Origin of the sequence: Nocardioides plantarum, assembly GCF_006346395.1 — a bacterium.
GTDB lineage: Bacteria > Actinomycetota > Actinomycetes > Propionibacteriales > Nocardioidaceae > Nocardioides > Nocardioides plantarum.
In genome coordinates, this window is record NZ_VDMS01000001.1 from 1,599,691 (window position 1) to 1,617,817 (window position 18,127).

13 protein-coding genes are annotated in these 18,127 nt (G+C 72.1%); 4 read left to right on the forward strand and 9 right to left on the reverse strand.

Features of this window, described 5'->3' with window-relative positions:
- Positions 1–9 precede the first annotated feature (9 nt).
- Positions 10–1,170, forward strand: coding sequence for a pyridoxal phosphate-dependent aminotransferase (locus tag FJQ56_RS07520; protein ID WP_140008577.1), 1,161 nt, complete (start codon positions 10–12; stop codon positions 1,168–1,170).
- Here FJQ56_RS07520 and FJQ56_RS07525 read toward each other — a convergent pair whose 3' ends face one another.
- Complete coding sequence (locus FJQ56_RS07525) at positions 1,171–2,217, reverse strand: hypothetical protein (RefSeq protein ID WP_140008579.1); 1,047 nt, start codon at positions 2,215–2,217, stop codon at positions 1,171–1,173.
- Between the two features lie 45 nt (positions 2,218–2,262).
- Entirely contained in the window at positions 2,263–4,872 is a 2,610-nt protein-coding gene (gene clpB / locus FJQ56_RS07530) for an ATP-dependent chaperone ClpB (RefSeq protein ID WP_140008581.1), read from the reverse strand.
- Positions 4,873–5,046: 174 nt separating this feature from the next.
- On the opposite strand from clpB, the gene FJQ56_RS07535 reads away from it, so the two are divergent.
- Together FJQ56_RS07535 and FJQ56_RS07540 are read left to right on the forward strand one after the other, a co-directional pair.
- A complete protein-coding gene (locus FJQ56_RS07535) occupies positions 5,047–5,790 on the forward strand; it encodes an HAD family hydrolase (RefSeq protein WP_140008583.1) in 744 nt (247 codons plus the stop codon).
- Positions 5,787–8,321 carry a glycoside hydrolase family 65 protein gene (locus FJQ56_RS07540; RefSeq protein ID WP_140008585.1) on the forward strand — a complete coding sequence of 845 codons (2,535 nt, stop codon included), beginning with the start codon at positions 5,787–5,789 and terminating at the stop codon, positions 8,319–8,321. The genes FJQ56_RS07535 and FJQ56_RS07540 overlap by 4 nt, the downstream gene beginning before the upstream one ends.
- 9 nt (positions 8,322–8,330) lie before the next feature.
- On the opposite strand, the gene FJQ56_RS22395 is transcribed toward FJQ56_RS07540, so the two are convergent.
- The 4 genes from FJQ56_RS22395 to FJQ56_RS07560 are packed head-to-tail and all read right to left on the reverse strand — an operon-like array spanning position 8,331 to position 12,525.
- Positions 8,331–9,239, reverse strand: a complete 909-nt coding sequence (locus FJQ56_RS22395; RefSeq protein ID WP_211350782.1) for an Abi-alpha family protein — start codon at positions 9,237–9,239, stop codon at positions 8,331–8,333.
- A gap of 4 nt (positions 9,240–9,243) precedes the next feature.
- Positions 9,244–10,560 (reverse strand): DUF445 domain-containing protein, encoded by a 1,317-nt coding sequence (locus FJQ56_RS07550; protein WP_140008587.1) that lies wholly within the window; start codon positions 10,558–10,560, stop codon positions 9,244–9,246.
- A 13-nt stretch (positions 10,561–10,573) separates the two neighbouring features.
- Positions 10,574–12,028, reverse strand: coding sequence for a hypothetical protein (locus FJQ56_RS07555; protein ID WP_140008589.1), 1,455 nt, complete (start codon positions 12,026–12,028; stop codon positions 10,574–10,576).
- The gene (locus FJQ56_RS07560; RefSeq protein WP_140008591.1) at positions 12,025–12,525 is read right to left on the reverse strand and encodes a hypothetical protein; all 501 of its coding nucleotides are present in this window, start codon (positions 12,523–12,525) and stop codon (positions 12,025–12,027) included. Before FJQ56_RS07560 ends, FJQ56_RS07555 begins: the two co-directional genes overlap by 4 nt.
- Positions 12,526–12,569: 44 nt before the next feature.
- Here FJQ56_RS07560 and FJQ56_RS07565 point away from each other — a divergent pair, with 44 nt between their 5' ends.
- Positions 12,570–14,411: a DUF6020 family protein gene (locus FJQ56_RS07565; protein ID WP_140008593.1), complete on the forward strand. Its 1,842-nt coding sequence runs from the start codon at positions 12,570–12,572 to the stop codon at positions 14,409–14,411.
- Here the strand turns inward: FJQ56_RS07565 and FJQ56_RS07570 are convergent.
- The 3 genes from FJQ56_RS07570 to FJQ56_RS07580 form a co-directional block, all read right to left on the reverse strand.
- Positions 14,324–14,794, reverse strand: coding sequence for a GtrA family protein (locus FJQ56_RS07570; protein ID WP_140008595.1), 471 nt, complete (start codon positions 14,792–14,794; stop codon positions 14,324–14,326). The two genes, FJQ56_RS07565 and FJQ56_RS07570, sit on opposite strands and share 88 nt — an antisense overlap.
- A gap of 1 nt (position 14,795) precedes the next feature.
- Positions 14,796–15,761, reverse strand: coding sequence for a glycosyltransferase (locus FJQ56_RS07575; protein WP_140008597.1), 966 nt, complete (start codon positions 15,759–15,761; stop codon positions 14,796–14,798).
- A 63-nt stretch (positions 15,762–15,824) separates the two neighbouring features.
- Entirely contained in the window at positions 15,825–18,089 is a 2,265-nt protein-coding gene (locus FJQ56_RS07580) for a hypothetical protein (RefSeq protein WP_140008599.1), read from the reverse strand.
- Positions 18,090–18,127 lie beyond the last annotated feature (38 nt).

The following is an 18,127-nucleotide window of genomic DNA, read 5'->3' on the forward strand; positions in this document are numbered from 1 at the left end:
CTAGCGAGCATGGTCGCCTCCCGCCTGCACGGCATCCCACCGACGGTCTTCGCCGAGATGTCGGCGCTCGCGCTGCGCACCGGCTCGGTCAACCTGGGCCAGGGCTTCCCCGACGAGGACGGACCTTCCGAGGTCGTCGCGGCCGCCGTCGCGGCGCTGGAGGGCGGCGCCAACCAGTACGCCCCCGGCATCGGCGTCCCCGCGCTGCGACGGGCGGTGGCCGACCACCAGCGTCGCCACTACGGCCTCGAGCTCGACCCCGACACCCAGGTCGCGATCACCACCGGCTGCACCGAGGCCGTCGCCGCCGCGCTGCTCGGCCTGGTCGAGCCGGGCGACGAGGTCGTCGTCCTCGAGCCCTACTACGACTCCTACCCGGCGATGCTGCAGATGGCCGGCGGCGTACGACGCCCGGTCACCCTGCGCTCGCCCGACTTCCGCATCGACCTCGACGAGCTCCGGGCGGCGGTCACCCCGCGCACCCGGTTCGTGCTGCTCAACACCCCGCACAACCCGACCGGCACGGTGCTGACCCGCGCCGAGGTCGAGGCGGTGGCGGCGCTGGCGATCGAGCACGACCTGACGGTCATCACCGACGAGGTCTACGAGCACCTGGTCTTCGAGGGGTCCGAGCACGTGCCGATCGCGACGCTGCCGGGCATGGCCGAGCGCACGCTGACCCTGTCGAGCATCGGGAAGTCCTACTCGTTCACCGGCTGGAAGGTCGGCTGGGCGACCGGGCCGGCCCACCTCGTCAGCGCGGTGGTCGCGGCCAAGCAGTGGCTGACCTTCACCTCCGGCGCCCCGCTGCAGCCGGCGGCCGCGGTCGCCCTGGCCGAGCACCCCGGCTGGCCGCTGGCCCTGCGCGACGACCTGCAGCAGCGCCGCGACCTGCTCGTCTCCGGGCTCATCGCCGCGGGCCTGCCGACCACGACCCCGCAGGGCACCTACTTCGCCACCTCCGACGTGCGCGACCTCGGCTGGGACGACGGCCTCGCGTTCTGCCTGGCCCTGCCCGAGCGCGCCGGCGTGGTCGCCATCCCCGCCCAGGTGTTCTACGACGACCCGCACGGGCCCGGGCGGCACCTGGTGCGATGGGCGTTCTGCAAGCGGCGCGAGGTGCTCACCGAGGCCGTGGCGCGACTGACGGCCGCCGACCTCGACCGCTGATCAGGGTTGCTTGCGCCCGGCGAACCACGCGGCCGCGTCGCCGCGCAGCAGGAGCACCGCGACGGCGATGCACGCGCAGGTGACGACGACCGGAAAGACGGCCAGGACCGCCACGAGGCTGACCAGGGCGGCACCGATCGCGGACACCACCAGGGCGATCCGGGCACCGTTGCTGCCGCGCACCGTGAGCACCGCGAGCGCGATGGCGGCCAGGCTCCACACGACGCACAGCACGACGGCACCGATCAGCACACCGGTCACCGACGAGGCCTCGACGTCGCCGTACGCCGGCTGCGAGGCGAGCTCGTCGGCGACCTCCTTCTCGAAGGCCGACCGGTCGCCCAGCACGAAGAGCAGCACGACGCTCAGCACCGACAGCACGATCGCCGAGCTCACGACCGTGACGATCGCGGCGCCGGTGACGACACCGGGTCGCGCGGCCCTGGCCGCGGGCGCGGGCTGGTAGGGGTGCGGCCACGCGGCCTGCGGCGGCGGTGCGTACGACGCGATGGCGGCCGCCCGGGCCGGCGCCTCGGGCGCGGCGGGAGGAGCCGGCGGGGACGACGGGGCAGCGGGCGGCTGCTGGGCCGTGCGGCCGGGCCGGCGGTCCGGGACCGGGGCGACCTTGCCGTCGAACCACTCCCTGGTCGGCGACCGCCACAGCAGCAGGACGGAGACCGCGAGGACCCCGGGCAGCAGCGCGGTCACCGCGTAGCCGGCCAGGAGCGCGATCGGCGCGAGCACGCTGAGCGCGAGCCGCGCACCCCGGTCGCGCTGGAGGACCCGCCAGCCGAGGTAGCCGGTCACGACGCTCAGGGCGGCGGCCACGATGCACAGGATCCGCAGGGTGGTCTGCCAGCCGTCGGCGGTCAGCCCGATCCAGGACCCCTGGGTGTCGACGAAGCGCTGCGCCTCCTCCTGGGCCTCGATCGAGCCGAGCGAGGAGGTCCGGTCGAACGCGAGCAGCAGGATCATCACCGAGGACACCAGCACCGCCCCGCCGAGGAAGGTCGCCTGGGGTGGTCGCGGCAGTGCTGTGTCGCTCACGCCGTCCAGTGTCCCAGGCGCCCCCCAACCTCGGGCAGGCGGTGATCAGGCGGTGATCGTCAGCCCGCCCTCGGGGGCGACGTCGACGCGCACCCGGCCGCCGTCGACGACCTCGCCGCCGATGAGCAGCCGCGCCAGCGGGTCGCCGATGGAGCCCTGGATGAGCCGACGCAGCGGCCGGGCGCCGTACGCCGGGTCGTAACCGACGTCGGCCAGCCACTGCTTCGCGGCGTCGGTGACGTCGATCGAGATACGCCGCACGGCCAGCCGCTTCTCGAGCAGCGCGAGCTGGAGGTCGACGATGTGGGTGAGCGCCTCGCGGGTCAGCGCCTCGAACTGGACGATCTCGTCGAGCCGGTTGAGGAACTCGGGCTTGAAGCTCTGACGCACCACGGCCAGCACCGACTCGCGCTTCTTGTCGGCGTCGAGGGTGGGGTCGACGAGGTAGGACGAGCCCAGGTTGCTGGTCAGGATCAGGATCGTGTTGCGGAAGTCGACCGTGCGGCCCTGACCGTCGGTGAGCCGACCGTCGTCGAGCACCTGCAGCAGGATGTCGAAGACCTCGGGGTGGGCCTTCTCGACCTCGTCGAGCAGCACCACGCTGTAGGGGCGGCGGCGGACGGCCTCGGTGAGCTGGCCGCCCTCGTCGTAGCCGACGTAGCCCGGAGGCGCTCCGACGAGCCGCGAGACCGAGTGCTTCTCGGAGTACTCGCTCATGTCGATGCGCACGATCGCCCGCTCGTCGTCGAACAGGAAGTCGGCCAGTGCCTTGGCGAGCTCGGTCTTGCCGGTGCCGGTCGGGCCGAGGAACAGGAACGAGCCCGTGGGCCGGTCGGGGTCGGCGATGCCCGCGCGCGAGCGTCGTACGGCGTCGCTGACCGCGATCACGGCGTCGCGCTGGCCCACCAGCCGCTCGCCGATGACCTCTTCCATCCGCAGCAGCTTGGCGGTCTCGCCCTCGAGCATCCGGCCGGTGGGGATGCCGGTCCAGGCCTCGACGACCTCGGCGATCTGCTCGGCGCCGACACTGTCGCCCACGAGCGGCTCGAGGCCGTCGGTCGAGACACCCTCGGTGGTCGAGCTTGTCGAGACCGCGTCGGCGATCTGCTTCTCCAGCGCGGGGATCCGGCCGTAGAGGATCTCGGCGGCCGCGCCGAGGTCGCCCTCGCGCTGCAGCCGCTCGGCCTCGCCGCGCAGCTGGTCGAGCTGCACGCGCAGCTCACCCTCGCCCTCGCGCGACGCCTTCTCGCGCTCCCAGCGGGCCTCGAGCGCGCGCAACGCCTCCTGCTTGTCCGCCAGGTCCGCGCGCAGCACGGCCAGCCGCTCGACGGAGGCGTCGTCGGACTCGTGGTCGAGCGCGAACTCCTCCATCTTGAGCCGGTCGACCTGGCGGCGGAGCTGGTCGATCTCCTCCGGGGACGACTCGATCTCCATCTTCAGGCGCGAGCTCGCCTCGTCGACGAGGTCGATCGCCTTGTCGGGCAGCTGGCGCCCGGTGATGTAGCGGTCGGACAGCGTCGCGGCCGCGACGAGCGCGGCGTCGGTGATGCGGACCTTGTGGTGCGCCTCGTACTTCTCGCGGATGCCGCGCAGGATCTGGATGGTGTCCTCGACCGAGGGCTCGCCGACGAACACCTGCTGGAAGCGGCGCTCGAGGGCGGGGTCCTTCTCGACGCGCTCGCGGTACTCGTCGAGGGTCGTCGCGCCGATCATGTGCAGCTCGCCGCGCGCGAGCATCGGCTTGAGCATGTTGCCGGCGTCCATCGCGGAGTCGCCGCCAGCGCCGGCACCGACGACCGTGTGCAGCTCGTCGATGAAGGTGATGACCTGGCCGCCGGCGTCCTTGATCTCCTCGAGCACGGCCTTGAGCCGCTCCTCGAACTCGCCGCGGTACTTCGCGCCGGCGACCATCGCGGCCAGGTCGAGGCTGAGCACCCGTCGGCCCTTGAGGGAGTCGGGCACGTCGCCGTCGACGACCCGCTGGGCCAGGCCCTCGACGACGGCGGTCTTGCCGACGCCGGGCTCGCCGATGAGCACGGGGTTGTTCTTCGTACGACGACTCAGCACCTGGATGACGCGACGGATCTCCTGGTCGCGGCCGATGACCGGGTCGAGCCTGCCGTCCTCGGCCGCGGCGGTGAGGTCGACGGAGTACTTCTCCAGCGCCTCGTACGTCGACTCGGCGTCCTGGCTGGTGACGCGGCGGTTGCCGCGGACCGCGGTCAGCCCCTCGCGCAGGCCCTTCTCGCTCAGGCCCGCGTCGGTGAGCAGACGCTGCGCGGCCGAGTCGGTGCCGGCGAGTGCGATGAGCAGGTGCTCGGTGGCGACGTAGTCGTCCTTGAGGCTCGCGGCCAGGTCGAGGGCGCCGGCCAGCACCCGCGTCAGCGCGGGCGAGGAGGTCGGCGTCTTGACGGTCGAGCCGCTCGCGCGCGGCAGCGACGTCAGGGCCGCCTCGGCCTGCGCGGCCAGCAGCGCGGCGTCGACGCCCGACTTGGTGACCAGCGTGCGGGCGGCACCCTCGGGGTCGCGCAGCAGCGCGACGAGCAGGTGCACGGGCTCCACGGTGCTGTGGCCGGCCGTGGTCGCGGACAGCTGCGCGGCCTCGATGGCCTCACGGCTGCGGGTGGTGAACTTCTCGGCACCGAACTGGGACATGGGGGTGGCTCCTGGGTCGTGCGTGGGTCGGCTTACGTGTGGCTCAACGTCGGCAAAGTTGAGTCTGTTCCACTCAACTTCCCTCATGCTAGAGGGGTGGTCGGGTCGCCGGCGCGCGGACCCGACCCGACCACCGACCTCGGGAGGCCACCCGCTACCCCTAGGCTCGAAACCATGGCTGTCGACTGGACGACGTACCGGGCTGTGCTCTTCGACCTCGACGGGGTGATCACCCCGACCGCGGAGGTGCACATGCGCGCGTGGGCGACGATGTTCAACGAGTTCCTGGCCACCCGGGAGGGACAGGCGCCCTACACCGACGCCGACTACTTCGAGCACGTCGACGGCAAGCCGCGCTACGACGGCGTGCGCGACTTCCTCGCCTCGCGCGACATTCGTCTCGACGACGGCAGACCCGACGATCCCGCCGATCAGGCCGCGGGCAGCGAGACCGTGTGCGGGCTCGGCAACCGCAAGAACGACGCGTTCGGCGAGGTGCTGCGCCGCGACGGCGTCGAGGCCTACCCGGGGTCGGTGCGCCTGCTCGACCAGCTGCGTGCGGCCGGGATGCCGATGGCGATCGTGTCGTCGTCCAAGAACGCACCCGACGTGCTCGCCGCCGCCGGGGTCACCGACTACTTCGCCACCGTCGTCCACGGCGGTGTGGCGACCGAGAAGGGCCTGAAGGGCAAGCCCGCCCCCGACATGTTCGAGGAGGCGGCCCGCGAGCTCGGCGTGCCCGACGACAGCGCCGTCGTCGTCGAGGACGCGATCAACGGGGTCAAGGCCGGCGCGGCCGGAGACTTCGCGCTGGTGATCGGCGTCGACCGCGGCGCCGGCCACGAGGCGCTGACGGCGGCCGGGGCCGATGTCGTGGTGACCGACCTGCAGGAGCTGGTCCAGGAGGGCACCGCATGAGCACCGTGGACCCCGAGTTCGAGGACCGCCACGGCGCGAGCCACGAGGCCCCTCCGGCCGTCGACCCGCTCGACCGGGACCGGTTCCCGATCGACGAGTGGCGGCTGGTCGAGACCCGCTTCGACGACTCCGACCTCGGCACGACCGAGTCGGTGTTCAGCGTCGGCAACGGCTACCTCGGGCTGCGCGGCAACTACGAGGAGAGCCGCGACTTCCACGCCAACGGCACCTTCATCAACGGCTTCCACGAGACGTGGCCGATCCAGCACGCCGAGGAGGCGTTCGGCTTCGCCAAGGTCGGCCAGACCATCGTCAACGCCCCCGACGCCAAGGTGATCCGCCTCTACGTCGACGACGAGCCGCTGGAGCTGTCGACGGCCGACATCGTCGACTACGAGCGCAGCCTCGACTTCCGCACCGGCATCCTCAAGCGCCACGTCGTGTGGCGCACCCCGAGCGGCAAGCGGGTGCAGATCGACAGCACCCGGATGGTGTCGTTCCACCAGCGCCACGTGGCGGTGATGACCTTCGAGGTCACCCTGCTCGACGAGGCCGCGCCGATCATCATCAGCTCGCAGGTGATCAACCGCCAGGACGCCGACCGGGGCGCCTCGGTCGAGATGGCCAAGACCGCGTCCGGCGGCGGGTTCGACCCGCGCAAGGCCAGCGACTTCGCGCACCGGGTGCTCGAGCCCGAGGGCGACCACGCCGCCATGCCGCACGACCGGATGGCGCTGCGCTACCGCTGCGCCAACTCGGGGATGTCGGTGGCGATCGCGGTCGACCACGACCTCGAGACCGTCGACACCCACCACCACGAGCTGCAGCGCGGCGACGACCTGCTGCGCGCGGTCTACACCGTCGACGCACAGCCGGGCAACACGATCACGCTGACCAAGTCGGTCAGCTACTACACCGCACGCGTGGTGCCCACCGCCGAGCTGCTCGACCGCTGCAACCGCACCCTCGACCGGCTGCACGCCGAGGGCCTCGAGAGCCTGCGTCGCACGCAGCGCGAGTGGCTCGAGGCGTTCTGGGAGCGCTCCGACGTCGAGATCGGCGGCCAGCCCGGGCTGCAGCAGGCGGCGCGCTGGAACCTGTTCAGCATCGCGCAGGCCTCGGCGCGCGCCGACGGCGCCGGCATCCCGGCCAAGGGGGTGACCGGGTCCGGCTACGGCGGTCACTACTTCTGGGACACCGAGATCTACGTGATGCCGTTCCTCACCTACACCAACCCGTGGGCGGCCCGTAACGCCCTGCGCTTCCGACACGGGCTCCTCGAGTCGGCGCGCGTGCGGGCCCGGGCGCTGGCCCAGCGCGGCGCGCTCTACGCGTGGCGCACCATCAACGGCGAGGAGGCCTCGGCCTACTACGCGGCCGGCACCGCGCAGTACCACATCGACGCCGACATCGCCTTCGCGCTCAACCAGTACGTCGAGGCCACCGGCGACTACGAGTTCCTCGACCGCGCGGCGATCGACATCCTCGTCGAGACCGCCCGGCTGTGGGCCGACCTCGGGTTCTGGCGCGACGAGAACGGCGGCACGTTCCACATCCACGGCGTCACCGGGCCCGACGAGTACACCACCGTCGTCAACGACAACCTCTACACGAACGTGATGGCCCGCTACAACCTGCAGCGCGCCGCCGAGGCCGTGCGGTTCATCCAGCGCAAGCGGCCCGACAACTATCGCGCGATGGCCGCGCGCGTCGAGCTGCGCGACGGCGAGGTCGCCGAGTGGGAGCGCTGCGCGGCGGGGATGATGATCCCCTTCGACGAGCACCTCGGCATCCACCCGCAGGACGCCCACTTCCTCGAGCGCGAGATGTGGGACCTCGGGCACACGCCGGTCGAGAAGCGCCCGCTGCTGCTGCACTTCCACCCGCTGGTCATCTACCGGTTCCAGGTGCTCAAGCAGGCCGACGTCGTGCTCGCGCTGTTCCTGCGCGGCGCCGAGTTCACGCTCGAGCAGAAGAAGGCCGACTTCGACTACTACGACCCGATCACCACCGGTGACTCGACGCTGTCGGCCGTCGTGCAGTCGATCGTCGCGGCCGAGGTCGGCTACCACGACCTCGCCCTGCGCTACTTCCACGCCTCGCTGTTCGTCGACCTCGCCGACCGGCACGCCAACACCTCCGACGGGGTCCACGTGGCCTCCACCGGCGGTGTCTGGAGCGCGCTGGTCGCCGGGTTCGGCGGCTTCCGCGACCTGGGCCAGGGCCACTGGTACCTCGACCCGCGCCTGCCCGACGGCTGGGACCACCTCACCTTCCGGCTCACCCTGCGCGGCACCCGCGTCAAGATCGTCGTCACCGAGGACGAGGTCGACCTCGTCGTCGAGGACGGCGACGGCACCCTGACCTTCGACATCCGGGGCACCGAGGTCGAGGTCGCTCCCGGCGCCCCCGCCGTCGTCTGGCCCCTCGACGGCCACGGCCCCCGCATCGACGGCGAGCCGCCCAACCCGGTCGGCACCCGCCGGGCCGACGGCACCGTCATCACCGCCACGGTGCCCTCGGGAGACTGAGGGTCGCGGTCAGGCCGGTCCGACCGCCTCGCCATCGCCGGGGGTGGCGTGCTCGGGGAAGTCGGCGGCGGCAGCGTCCTCCTCGACCAGGCAGGTACGGCAGAAGTCCTCGCCGAACGGCGTGAGGTGGATCGAGCGACGCACGACCTTGGCGAACTTCACCGAGTGCATCGCGGCCAGGACGTCGGGCTGGGCCTCGACGACCTGGTACTCCAGCGGGTCGCGCAGGGACTCGCGCGAGAACCAGACCAGGCCGAGGCGGAACAGGTTGTTGAGGTAGGACGGCACCTGGTCGACGTAGCGCAGCCCGGCGCGCGCCCCGATCATCGTGAGCCCGGGTGCGATGAGCTGCGACGACACCATCCCGACCGGCCCGCCGGTGCGGACGTCGACGCTGGGCTGGGGGCCGTGGTTGAGCAGCAGCATCAGGATGCGGGCCTCGTCGGGCGCGACCTCGTCGAGGATACGACCGAAGGCGGGGTGCCCCTGGTCGGTGCTCCAGACGTCGCGCGACCGGACGAGCAGCTCCTGGCCGCGCTCGCGCAGCGTGGGCTCGGGCGGCTCGGGCCGGTGGGTGACGGTGCGCGACGCCACGACGTGGCCGTTGACCGCGTCGGTGACCGGCTCAGGCACGAGGCCGCCGAGGGTCGCGCCGGCGTTGACCAGGGCCTTGCCCAGCGGGGTGCCCTGGGACGCCGCCCGGGCGAGCTCGCCGACGGCGGCGATGGCCTCGCCGGCGTCATGGGCCAGGGCGGCGGCCTCGTCGCGGTCGGTCGCGGCTCGGCCGACCCGTCGCGCTCCCCTGGCCGTCGTACGCACGCCCCAGCCGGCGGTGTGCCAGGCGGCGGTCGCAGCCACACGGGCCAGGGCGGAGGCAGACTCGGGCAGCGACTCACCGGGCTTGCGGATCTCACTCACGAGATCAGTGTCCCTGAGTGCCGAAGACCGCGAGGTGCAGGAACCCCCCGGCGGCTCCCATGATCGCGCCGTGGGCGTAGAGCATCCACTCGTCCTCCTTGATGGCCGAGCGCATCATGTCGACGAAGTCGCGCGGCGGCAGCTCCTTGGTGCGGGTCGCGATGAGCCCACGGATCCGGCCGGCCTGGCGGGCGCTGAACTCGGGGTCCTGGAACGGCGTGAGGGTGCGGCCGACGGCCTCGCTGGCCACCTGGTCGCGGATCGCGTCGAAGCGGGCCCCGCCGATGGCGACGCGCAGGGCGCCGCGGGCCGGCCCGGCCGCCTGGTCGATCGCGGGCCGCAGCGCGGTCGCCAGCATCTGGCGGGTGCGGTCGCCGCGGGGGCCCTCGAGGAGGAAGGTGCCGATCCGCTCGAGGGTGATCACGTCGTCGGCGATGATCTTCGCGTAGACCTCGGCGGCCTCGCTCTGCCGCTTGAGGAACAACCCGTGCCAGGTGATCCCGAGGATCCGCCGGGGCTCCGGCGGCTCGAAGATCAGCCACATCCCGAGCGCGTTGGTGGTCCAGCCGACGACCACGCCCAGCACGGGCAGCAGCCAGCCCTGATGGCCCACGCTGTCGATGACGGCGACGGGGATGCCGAGCAGGAACCCGAAGACGAAGCCGAACCGGACCATCATGTCCAGCTCCTTCTGGCCGAAGTCGCGGAAGATCCGCACCACCAGGTCGGGGTTGTCCTGGAAGTGGTCGATCACCATGATCTTCGGGTCGAGCAGCTGGTCGATGTGGATCCCGATCTCGGTGGTCACCGTGCCGACGACGCTGGGCAGCTGTGCCTGCACCCGGTGGTAGACCGCCTCCTTGAGCGGCTGCGGCAGGTCGCGCCACAGCCGCGGGCTCTCGGCCGTCAGCACCCGGTCGACGAGCTCGGGGACCTCGGGACGGAAGACCGTGACGATGTGCTCGGCGATCCGGTCGGGCTCGAGCTGCTGGTAGAACTCCGCGGGCGTGCCGAGCTTGGCGATGGCCTTGTCGACCGCGATGCTGCCCATCTTGGCCGCACGTGCGGGGACGATGCCCTGCCAGCCGATGCCGCCCTGCAGCACGCCGGGCATCTCCTGGAGCTTGCGCGGCAGCACCGTGGCGAGCTCCTTCATGCCCGGCACGCGGACGCCGTGGAAGCGCAGCGGCGCGAACAGCATGATCAGGCCCGACCAGTTGATCAGCCAGCCGATCACGCCGGTGAACAGCGGGATGGTCAGGAACGCCAACCAGTCGAGCCCACGGACGTAGTCCCCGAGCCAGTCGCTGAGCCAGTCCACCCGCGAAGACTAGTCAGATGGCCAGCAGCCCGACCGTGACGACGACCGCCAGGGCGAACAGACCCAGGGCGACCTGGGCGGCGTACAGCAGGCGCGGGACGGCGCCCTCGGCCCGCGGCACGTCGTCGTGACGATCGCGGCGGATCGACCAGAGCAGCGCGGCGCCGAGGCCGAGCAGCGGCGCGAGGGTGGTCCAGTAGCGCGGCCCGGCGATGTGCACGAACGGCTGCACCATCAGGGCGAGGATGCCGACCTTCAGCAGCACCAGCTGCAGCTGATGGTCGAACGACCGTCTCGTCCACGCCCCGAGCACCACCAGGATCAGCAGGCTGAAGGGGTAGAACAGCGCGTTGGTGCCGATCTCGGCCACCGGCACGATGTCGACCGGGCCGTCCTTCCAGCGCAGCAGCGTGGCGAAGCGGGCGGGCTTGCCGAAGTAGCGGCCGGTGTTGATGGCGACGTCGCGGGCGTAGGACGTCGAGGTGACGTCGCGACGGGCGTAGGCCGACATCTCGTCGGCGATCTCGACCTCGCTGAGGCCGGTGGCGCGGGCGTGCTCGCGGGAGTAGCGAAGCGGGGCGAACCAGATGCTGCTGCCGGCGTCGCACTCACCGAAGCAGAGCAGGTCGCGGTCGCCGAAGGTGTTGGCCCGCACCGTGGGGACCGACACGGTCGTGATCACCCGGGCCTCGAGCGCCGCCGACGCGCCGAGGCTCCACGGGGCCAGGATCGCGAGGAACGCGATGCCTGCGGCGACGTAGGAGACGACGACCCGGCCGCGCTCGGGGCGGGCGGCGAGCATCATCGACACCACGAACGTGACGCCGAGGACGCCGACGACGAGCAGGCTCACGCTGGAGCGGAAGTAGACGGCGACGATCGCCAGGGTGCCGAGCGCCACCCCCGAGCGCCACGAGATCGTGCCGTGCTCACGCACCCGGCGCAGCATCTCGATCGCCTGGCAGAGCATCAGCACGGCGACCAGGCCGGCGGCACTGTCCCCCCACCCGGCCGCGCCGAAGGCGGCGTACGTCGGGACGAGGCCGGGGTAGACGAGGATCGCGCCGGCCGGGGCGTTGCCGAGGGTACGGCGGACCCGCAGGACCGTGACGAGCAGCAGGATCGTGGTGAAGACGGCGAGGTAGGCCCGCGCGCCGGCCACCGAGGCGCCGGGGACCAGGAGGTAGAGGGGGGTCAGCGCCACCGACATGCCGGGCATGAACCAGCCGCTGCCGACGACGATGCGGTCCATCTCGGCCGTGTCGGGGCCGCGCAGCCAGACCACGTCGCGCACGGCGTTGGACAGCGCCCGCCCGGAGTCGAGGTAGTAGGCCTCGTCGCCGACCAGCACGTCGCCGGCGACACCGAGGTAGACGTAGGCCTTGAGCACGACGGTGGCCAGGAAGAGCCAGACCAGGACCCGCTCGGGACGACCGAGGTCGCTCCAGCGCTGACGGAGCGCGCTCACGAGCGGTCCAGGAGATCGGGGGTGAAGCGCTTGGTCGAGTTGGGGTCCTCGCAGACCGGGTCGTCGGACTGGACGCCGATCGAGGGCAGGTCGAGGGTCATCTCGCCGCGCACGACCGCGTCGTCGGGCACGTCGGGGAAGTCGCGGGCGCGGACGGTCACGTCGTCGGCCACCCCGGCAGCCGTCAGCTGGGCGGTGATGGTCGAGATCGCCTCGTCGGCGTCGACCCGGTCGAAGTGGAGCACGACCCGCCGGTGGATCCCGTGGGCGTCGACGGTGTCGCCGTCGTGCCGCAGCACGTAGTCGAAGTCGGGCACGACCCCGCCCGGCAGCGGGTAGCAGCCGTTGGTCAGCCCGTCGGGCGGCAGCTCGGGGCGGTACTGCCCGCTCACGTCGGCGCGCCCGAAGGTCGGGCTGAGGAACAGCAGCACCAGCGCGACGAGGGCCCCGAGGACGGCGACCCGGTGGCGGGGGCGGGTCGGGACGAGTCGGCTCATGGCGGCACCATCCTAGGAAGGTGGCCACAGATAGAGTCCGCCGCATGCTCGCTGGCGCTGTGCGGTCCCTCCGCGCGTGGGTGCCGTCGGCGGTCGCGTGGGTCGTCGTGGTGGTCCTCGCGGTGGCGACGACGGCCGGGCTGGCGGCCCGCTACCTGGCCGACGACGGGTCGCCGTACCCGCTGCTGACCCGCGAGGTCGGCGACCACCCGGTGCTCGCCGCGCTGTTCCTGGTGCTGTCGCTGGCGGCGTACGCCGTGGTGTTCCTGGGCCTGCGGACACTGCTGTCCCGGGACCGGTCGGAGCCGGGGACCGACCCGGCGCCCGGGGTGCCGGCGCGCCTGGCCCGGCTGGTCGGCCTGGTCGAATGGACCTACGCGCGATGGTGGCGGGTGTCGCTGGTGCTCGCGGTGCTGTGGCTGCCGTGGTTCCTCAGCTCGTTCCCCGGCCAGCCGAGTCCCGACCCGTCCAACATGTTCACCGAGTTCGTGTCGCGTCGCTCCGACTTCGCCGGGAGCTCGCCGTTCGCCGACGGCAGCGGCACGATCCCCTACGTCGACTACCCCACGTCGTCCTACCTGGTCACCGACGGCGACAGCCTATGGTCCAACCACCACCCGTTCTTCCTGATGCTGGCCTACGGCTCGGTGAGCTCGGCGAGCATCGCCGTCTTCGACAGCCTGGTGCCGGCGCTGCTGGTGATGTCGGCGGCCTCGGCCCTGCTGACCCTGGTGGCCTTCGGGCGGGCGCTGGCGATCCTCGGCACGCTGGTGCCGGGCTGGCGGCCCCGCACCGCCGCCCTGGCCGTGCTCGCGCTGAGCCCGCTGATCGCGCTCTGGAGCCTGGCCGAGCACAAGAACCAGCTGTTCTGCGCAGCGTTCGTGTGGTGGCTGGCGCTGCTCGCGCGGCTGCTGCACTCCGACGGGGCGGTGCGGGCGCTCGGGCGACGCTGGTACGTCGAGACGTTCGTCGTCTCGCTCCTGATGGCCGTCACGGTGCAGTTCGGGTGGATCCTGCTGGTCGCGCAGGCCGTGGTCATGGCGTTCCGCAGGCGGGAGCGGGTCGCGGTGCTCGTCGCGGTCGGCCTGCCCGCGGTGCTCGTGCACGGCGCGATCATGGCGCTGACGTCGGCCGGTGCGCTGATCCCCTCGGACCCGATCGAGACCAAGGGGGTGCAGCTGCAGGTCCTCGCGCTGATGCTCAACGAGCACCCCGACGCGCTCACCGCCGACCAGCGCGAGGACCTGTCGCGGATCTTCGACCTCGACGCGTTCGTGGCCAGCTTCGACCCCTCGACGTCGGACCCGCTGAAGTCGACCGGGCCGCTGTCGCGCAAGACGTCGAGCTTCCGCTACGAGACGGTGCAGCCCGAGGACTGGGACACGTTCGACGCGATCGTGCTCGACGTCGCGTCGCGCTATCCCGGGGCCTTCGTCGACGGCCTGTTCCTGAAGTCCTACCGCTACCTCGACCCCTTCGACGAGGGCACCGACTGGTACCCGCCCTGGTCCCCGGCGTACGACCGCACGATCGACGGCCACCGGGTCGCGCCGTTGGAGGTCAACCAGACCGCGCGCGCCTGGACCCGCGACCGGGCCTTCGACTGCTACCAGGTGTCGGCGTGCCGGCCGGTGCTGTCGCACGGCGTCCGCACGATCGTCGTGGTGCTGCTGCTGGTCGCGGCGATCGCCGCCCGCCGTCGCTTCGCCTGGCTGTGGGCGTTGCCGTTCGCGCTGCAGCTGGCGATCGCCGGGGTCTCCCCGCTGAGCGCGGGCGGGCGCTACGTGCTGGCCTTCACCTACGGGTTGGCGATCGTGCTGCTGCTGCTCGCGGTCGAGGACCGGCCATCGCCGGAGCCGGCGCTCGAGCCGAACACCCAGCGGTAGCCGAGGAAGTTCGACACCATCCCCACCCCCATCGCGACGACCTTGGCTCCGGGTTTGACGACCTCGTCGGGCAGGTCGGGGACGACGCCGTGGGCCGCGGCGATCACGCCGAGGATGACCAGTGACTGCAGCACCAGTCCCGAGAAGAGCGTCACCGAGACGAACCCGACGGCAGCCTTGATCCCGGCCGACTCGGCACGGAACACCCACGCCCGGTTGACGAAGAAGCTCACCGTCATCACCGCGACGGTCGAGATCACGTTGGCCGGCACGGCGGGGACGTCGAGCACGACCGCCATCAGCGAGAACAGCAGCAGGTCGAGCGCGGTGTTGGCCAGCCCCACCACGAGGTAGCGGTGGGCGCTGTTGTCGAGCAGGGCCACCTCAGCTGCGCGCGTGGGTCGCGGGCCGCTCCGCCGACATGGCGGGCAGCTGGAGGTAGAACAGCCGACGGGTCTCGCGGGTGCCGCGCAGGACGGCGTTCATCACCATGCCGACGCCGACGAGCAGCGCCGCGAGCACCATCAACGAGGACGCCAGGAACGCCGTGGGGAACCGCTCGACGAGCCCGGTGTCGACGAAGTCGAGGATCACCGGCACCCCGAGGATCAGGCTGACCACGGCGCTGAGGAGTCCGGCGTAACCCATCACCAGCAGGGGACGCTCGTGCAGCAGCAGGTGGCCCAGGAGCCCCAGGATCTTGAAGCCGTCGCGGAACGTGCGCAGCTTGGACTCCGAGCCCTCGGGTCGGTCCTTGAACGCGATCGGCACCTCGGCCTGCGGCACCCGGAGGTTGGCGGCGTGGATCGTCAGCTCGGTCTCGATCTCGAACTCCTCGGAGTTGGCCGGGAACGACTTGACGTAGCGCCGCGAGAACGCGCGGTAGCCGGACAGCATGTCGCTGACCTGCTCGCCGAACATCAGGGTGGTGACCTTGTTGAACGCCGCGTTGCCCATCGCGTGGCCGGGTCGGTAGCTGCCGTCGTCGACGTTGCTGTCGACGCGTACGCCGACCACGTGGTCGAGCGGGCCGCTCACCAGCGTCTCGATGAGGCGGGGCGCGGCCGCAGCGTCGTAGGTGTCGTCGCCGTCGATCATCAGGTAGACGTCGGCCTCGATGTCGGCGAAGGCCCGGCGTACGACGTTGCCCTTGCCCTTGCGGCTCTCGAAGCGGACGATCGCGCCTGCCTCCGCGGCGACCTGACTGGTCCTGTCGGAGGAGTTGTTGTCGTAGACGTAGATCTCGGCGTGGGGCACCGCGGCGCGCAGGTCGGCGACGACCGTGCCGATCGTGAGCTCCTCGTTGTAGCAGGGCACGATCACCGCGACGCGGAACTCATCGAGTGTCATAGCCCAGGACTGTAACGAGGGCGGTGGGTCGGCTCCGATTCCGCGCAGGCCCGGAACGCGGGCTCAGAGGCCGTAGCCGTAGGCGTCGACGGCCACAGGACGGGCGGTGGTGGCTCGCACCGTCAGGGCGCGCCCCGTCGTACGGACCGCCACGACGCGGACGCCGGAGCGGGCCGACGTGGTACGGACGCTCATCAGCCGACGACTGCCGGCGAAGACGGCGGCGTTGCCGAGATTGGGCCCGGTCCGCAGCCAGAGGTACGTCGTCTTGCCGCGGCCCGCGGGTACGGCGACACCGGGCCGGGTGCCGCGAACCACCGTGGCCGACCCTCCCAGGTAGGAGGCCGCGCGGGCCCGGGTCGCCGACCCGGTCACGCGCAGCGCCGTGTCGTCGCGCGGGGCGAGGGAGCACGCGGCGCCGGCGGTGGTGCTGTTGCCGGTGCGGTCGGCCGCGACCGTGCGGAAGCACCACTCGTCGCCCGGAGCGGTCGCGACGCTCACCGCGCCGTCCGAGGAGCCGGAGAGCGTGGACCACGTCCTCACGACCTTCCCGTCCCTGGTCCGTCGGGCATCCACCCTGATCGTGACGGCGCCACCGTCGACCGAGTCGGTCGCCGTCGCGGCGTAGTCCAGGCGGCCCGGACGGACCGTGGCGACGTACGTCGGCAGGCGACGGGTCGTCTTGATCACCGGTGGCTGCCGATCGGCCAGGCCGCTGCTGTGAGCGATCCGGATCTGCCCGGCCGGGTCGACGTAGATCGGGTCGCCGTCACCGGTCGCGTCGACGGCGAGGTCGAACGTCTCGGACGAGAGCGGGCCGTAGACGCGCTCGAGGTGACGGGCGTCGAGCGTGGTCACGACGACGGCGTAGCGGCGGTCGGACGGCGCACTGCCCTCACCCACGAGGGAGAGGACGTGATCGGCGCCCAGCAGCGACCCGAGTCCCGGCAGGCGGTGGGGAGCCAGCACGCCGTGGCGGTCGGTCACGTAGTGCTCGGTGCCGGCGCACTTTTCGAGCTGCCAGCGGCCACGGACGTCGTCGACCTTGGGCACGGCTCCGTCGGCGCAGGTCGCGATGGGCGCGCTCGGCGGGTCGGGCGGGAGCACGGGCGGGGGCGTGGACGCGTCGACGGGGGTCCAGCGGCGCCGGAGGGCTCCGAGGTCGAGCTCGGCCTCGCCCGCGCTGCCGCCGTTCTCGCCGAAGGCCGCCCGCACGATATTGCCGGCGCGCGTGATCCCGCGGGCCGCGAGCAGGCTGGGGGTCGGGCCGCCGAGCGTGCGCACCCCGTCGGCGGCGACTGCGACCAGGTCTCCCTCCGGAGCCGGACCCACCGAGACGACCAGCTCGTCACCGGCCTGGACCGTCGGGACCCCGACGATGGGAGCGTCACCGCTGGAGAATCCGGCTCCCGCGTCGGGGACCAGGACGGGGCCGGCCCGCCCGGTGACGGGGTCGATCTCGGAGATCCACCGGGCACCGTCGGGACCCAGCAGACCGAGCAGGCGGTCGCCGGCGAGTCCGCCGGCGCTCGGCACCAGGTCGCTCGGCACGTCGGTGCGGCCCGCGTCGTGGGCCGGGTCGGTCCAGCGCACGAGGCCCTCGGCGTGACGACCCCAGAGCACCGGGTCGGACCCGCCCCGCGCCGCCAGCACCCGGATCCGCTCGGAACCGTGCTCGACCTCGGTCACCAGCCCGGTGCCGGGCGTGACGACGACCGGGTCGCTTCCGTCGTCGGAGCTGAGGACGGCCAGGTCGGAGTCACCGAGGACCTGGCGGGTCTGCACGTGGTCGTCCAGTGACGCGGAGAGTGCGACAGGAGGACGTCCGTCGAACCAGAAGACCTGGTCTGCCGTCATGACCCACTCGTCGTCGACGGCGACGACGTCGACCAGGTCGTCGATGGACCCCGCCGGGTCGCCGGTGCGGGCCTCCTCGCGGGTCACGTCCACCTCGTTGTCGGAGGACGCACGGCTCGTCAGCACGTAGCCGTCGGCGTACCGCACCGTGAACGATCCGGCCTGCTCGAACTGCCGGACGGGGATGCCGTCGAAACGCGTCGCGAGGGTGAGCCCGAGCTCGCCGGTGGTCGGGTCGAGGTGTCCGGTGTTGTAGAGCACGTAGCTCTCGTCGGCTCCCAGGAACCGCGCACCGTTGGGCAGTCGCGGTCGACCGGGCAGCAGCGAACCGGGAACAGGAGCATCGAGGTCGATGTCGGAGGCGGAGGTGGACGCCGTCGGCGCGAGGTCGGAGAAGGCAGGCGCAACCGGCATCGAGAGCGACGACACGAGCGTCCCGAGAACGACTGCGGCCACGGGAAGCGGGCGCATGCGAGGACTCTAGGTCATCCGACGACGTCATGATCGCG

Excerpts from the sequence above, each read along its gene's own strand:
- FJQ56_RS07560 (WP_140008591.1), bottom strand. The coding sequence starts at position 12,525 with ATGAGCCGACTCGTCCCGACCCGCCCCCGCCACCGGGTCGCCGTCCTC.
- FJQ56_RS07565 (WP_140008593.1), top strand. The coding sequence starts at position 12,570 with ATGCTCGCTGGCGCTGTGCGGTCCCTCCGCGCGTGGGTGCCGTCGGCG.
- FJQ56_RS07520 (WP_140008577.1), top strand. The coding sequence starts at position 10 with ATGGTCGCCTCCCGCCTGCACGGCATCCCACCGACGGTCTTCGCCGAG.
- FJQ56_RS07580 (WP_140008599.1), bottom strand. The coding sequence starts at position 18,089 with ATGCGCCCGCTTCCCGTGGCCGCAGTCGTTCTCGGGACGCTCGTGTCG.
- FJQ56_RS07575 (WP_140008597.1), bottom strand. The coding sequence starts at position 15,761 with ATGACACTCGATGAGTTCCGCGTCGCGGTGATCGTGCCCTGCTACAAC.
- clpB (WP_140008581.1), bottom strand. The coding sequence starts at position 4,872 with ATGTCCCAGTTCGGTGCCGAGAAGTTCACCACCCGCAGCCGTGAGGCC.
- FJQ56_RS07535 (WP_140008583.1), top strand. The coding sequence starts at position 5,047 with ATGGCTGTCGACTGGACGACGTACCGGGCTGTGCTCTTCGACCTCGAC.
- FJQ56_RS07540 (WP_140008585.1), top strand. The coding sequence starts at position 5,787 with ATGAGCACCGTGGACCCCGAGTTCGAGGACCGCCACGGCGCGAGCCAC.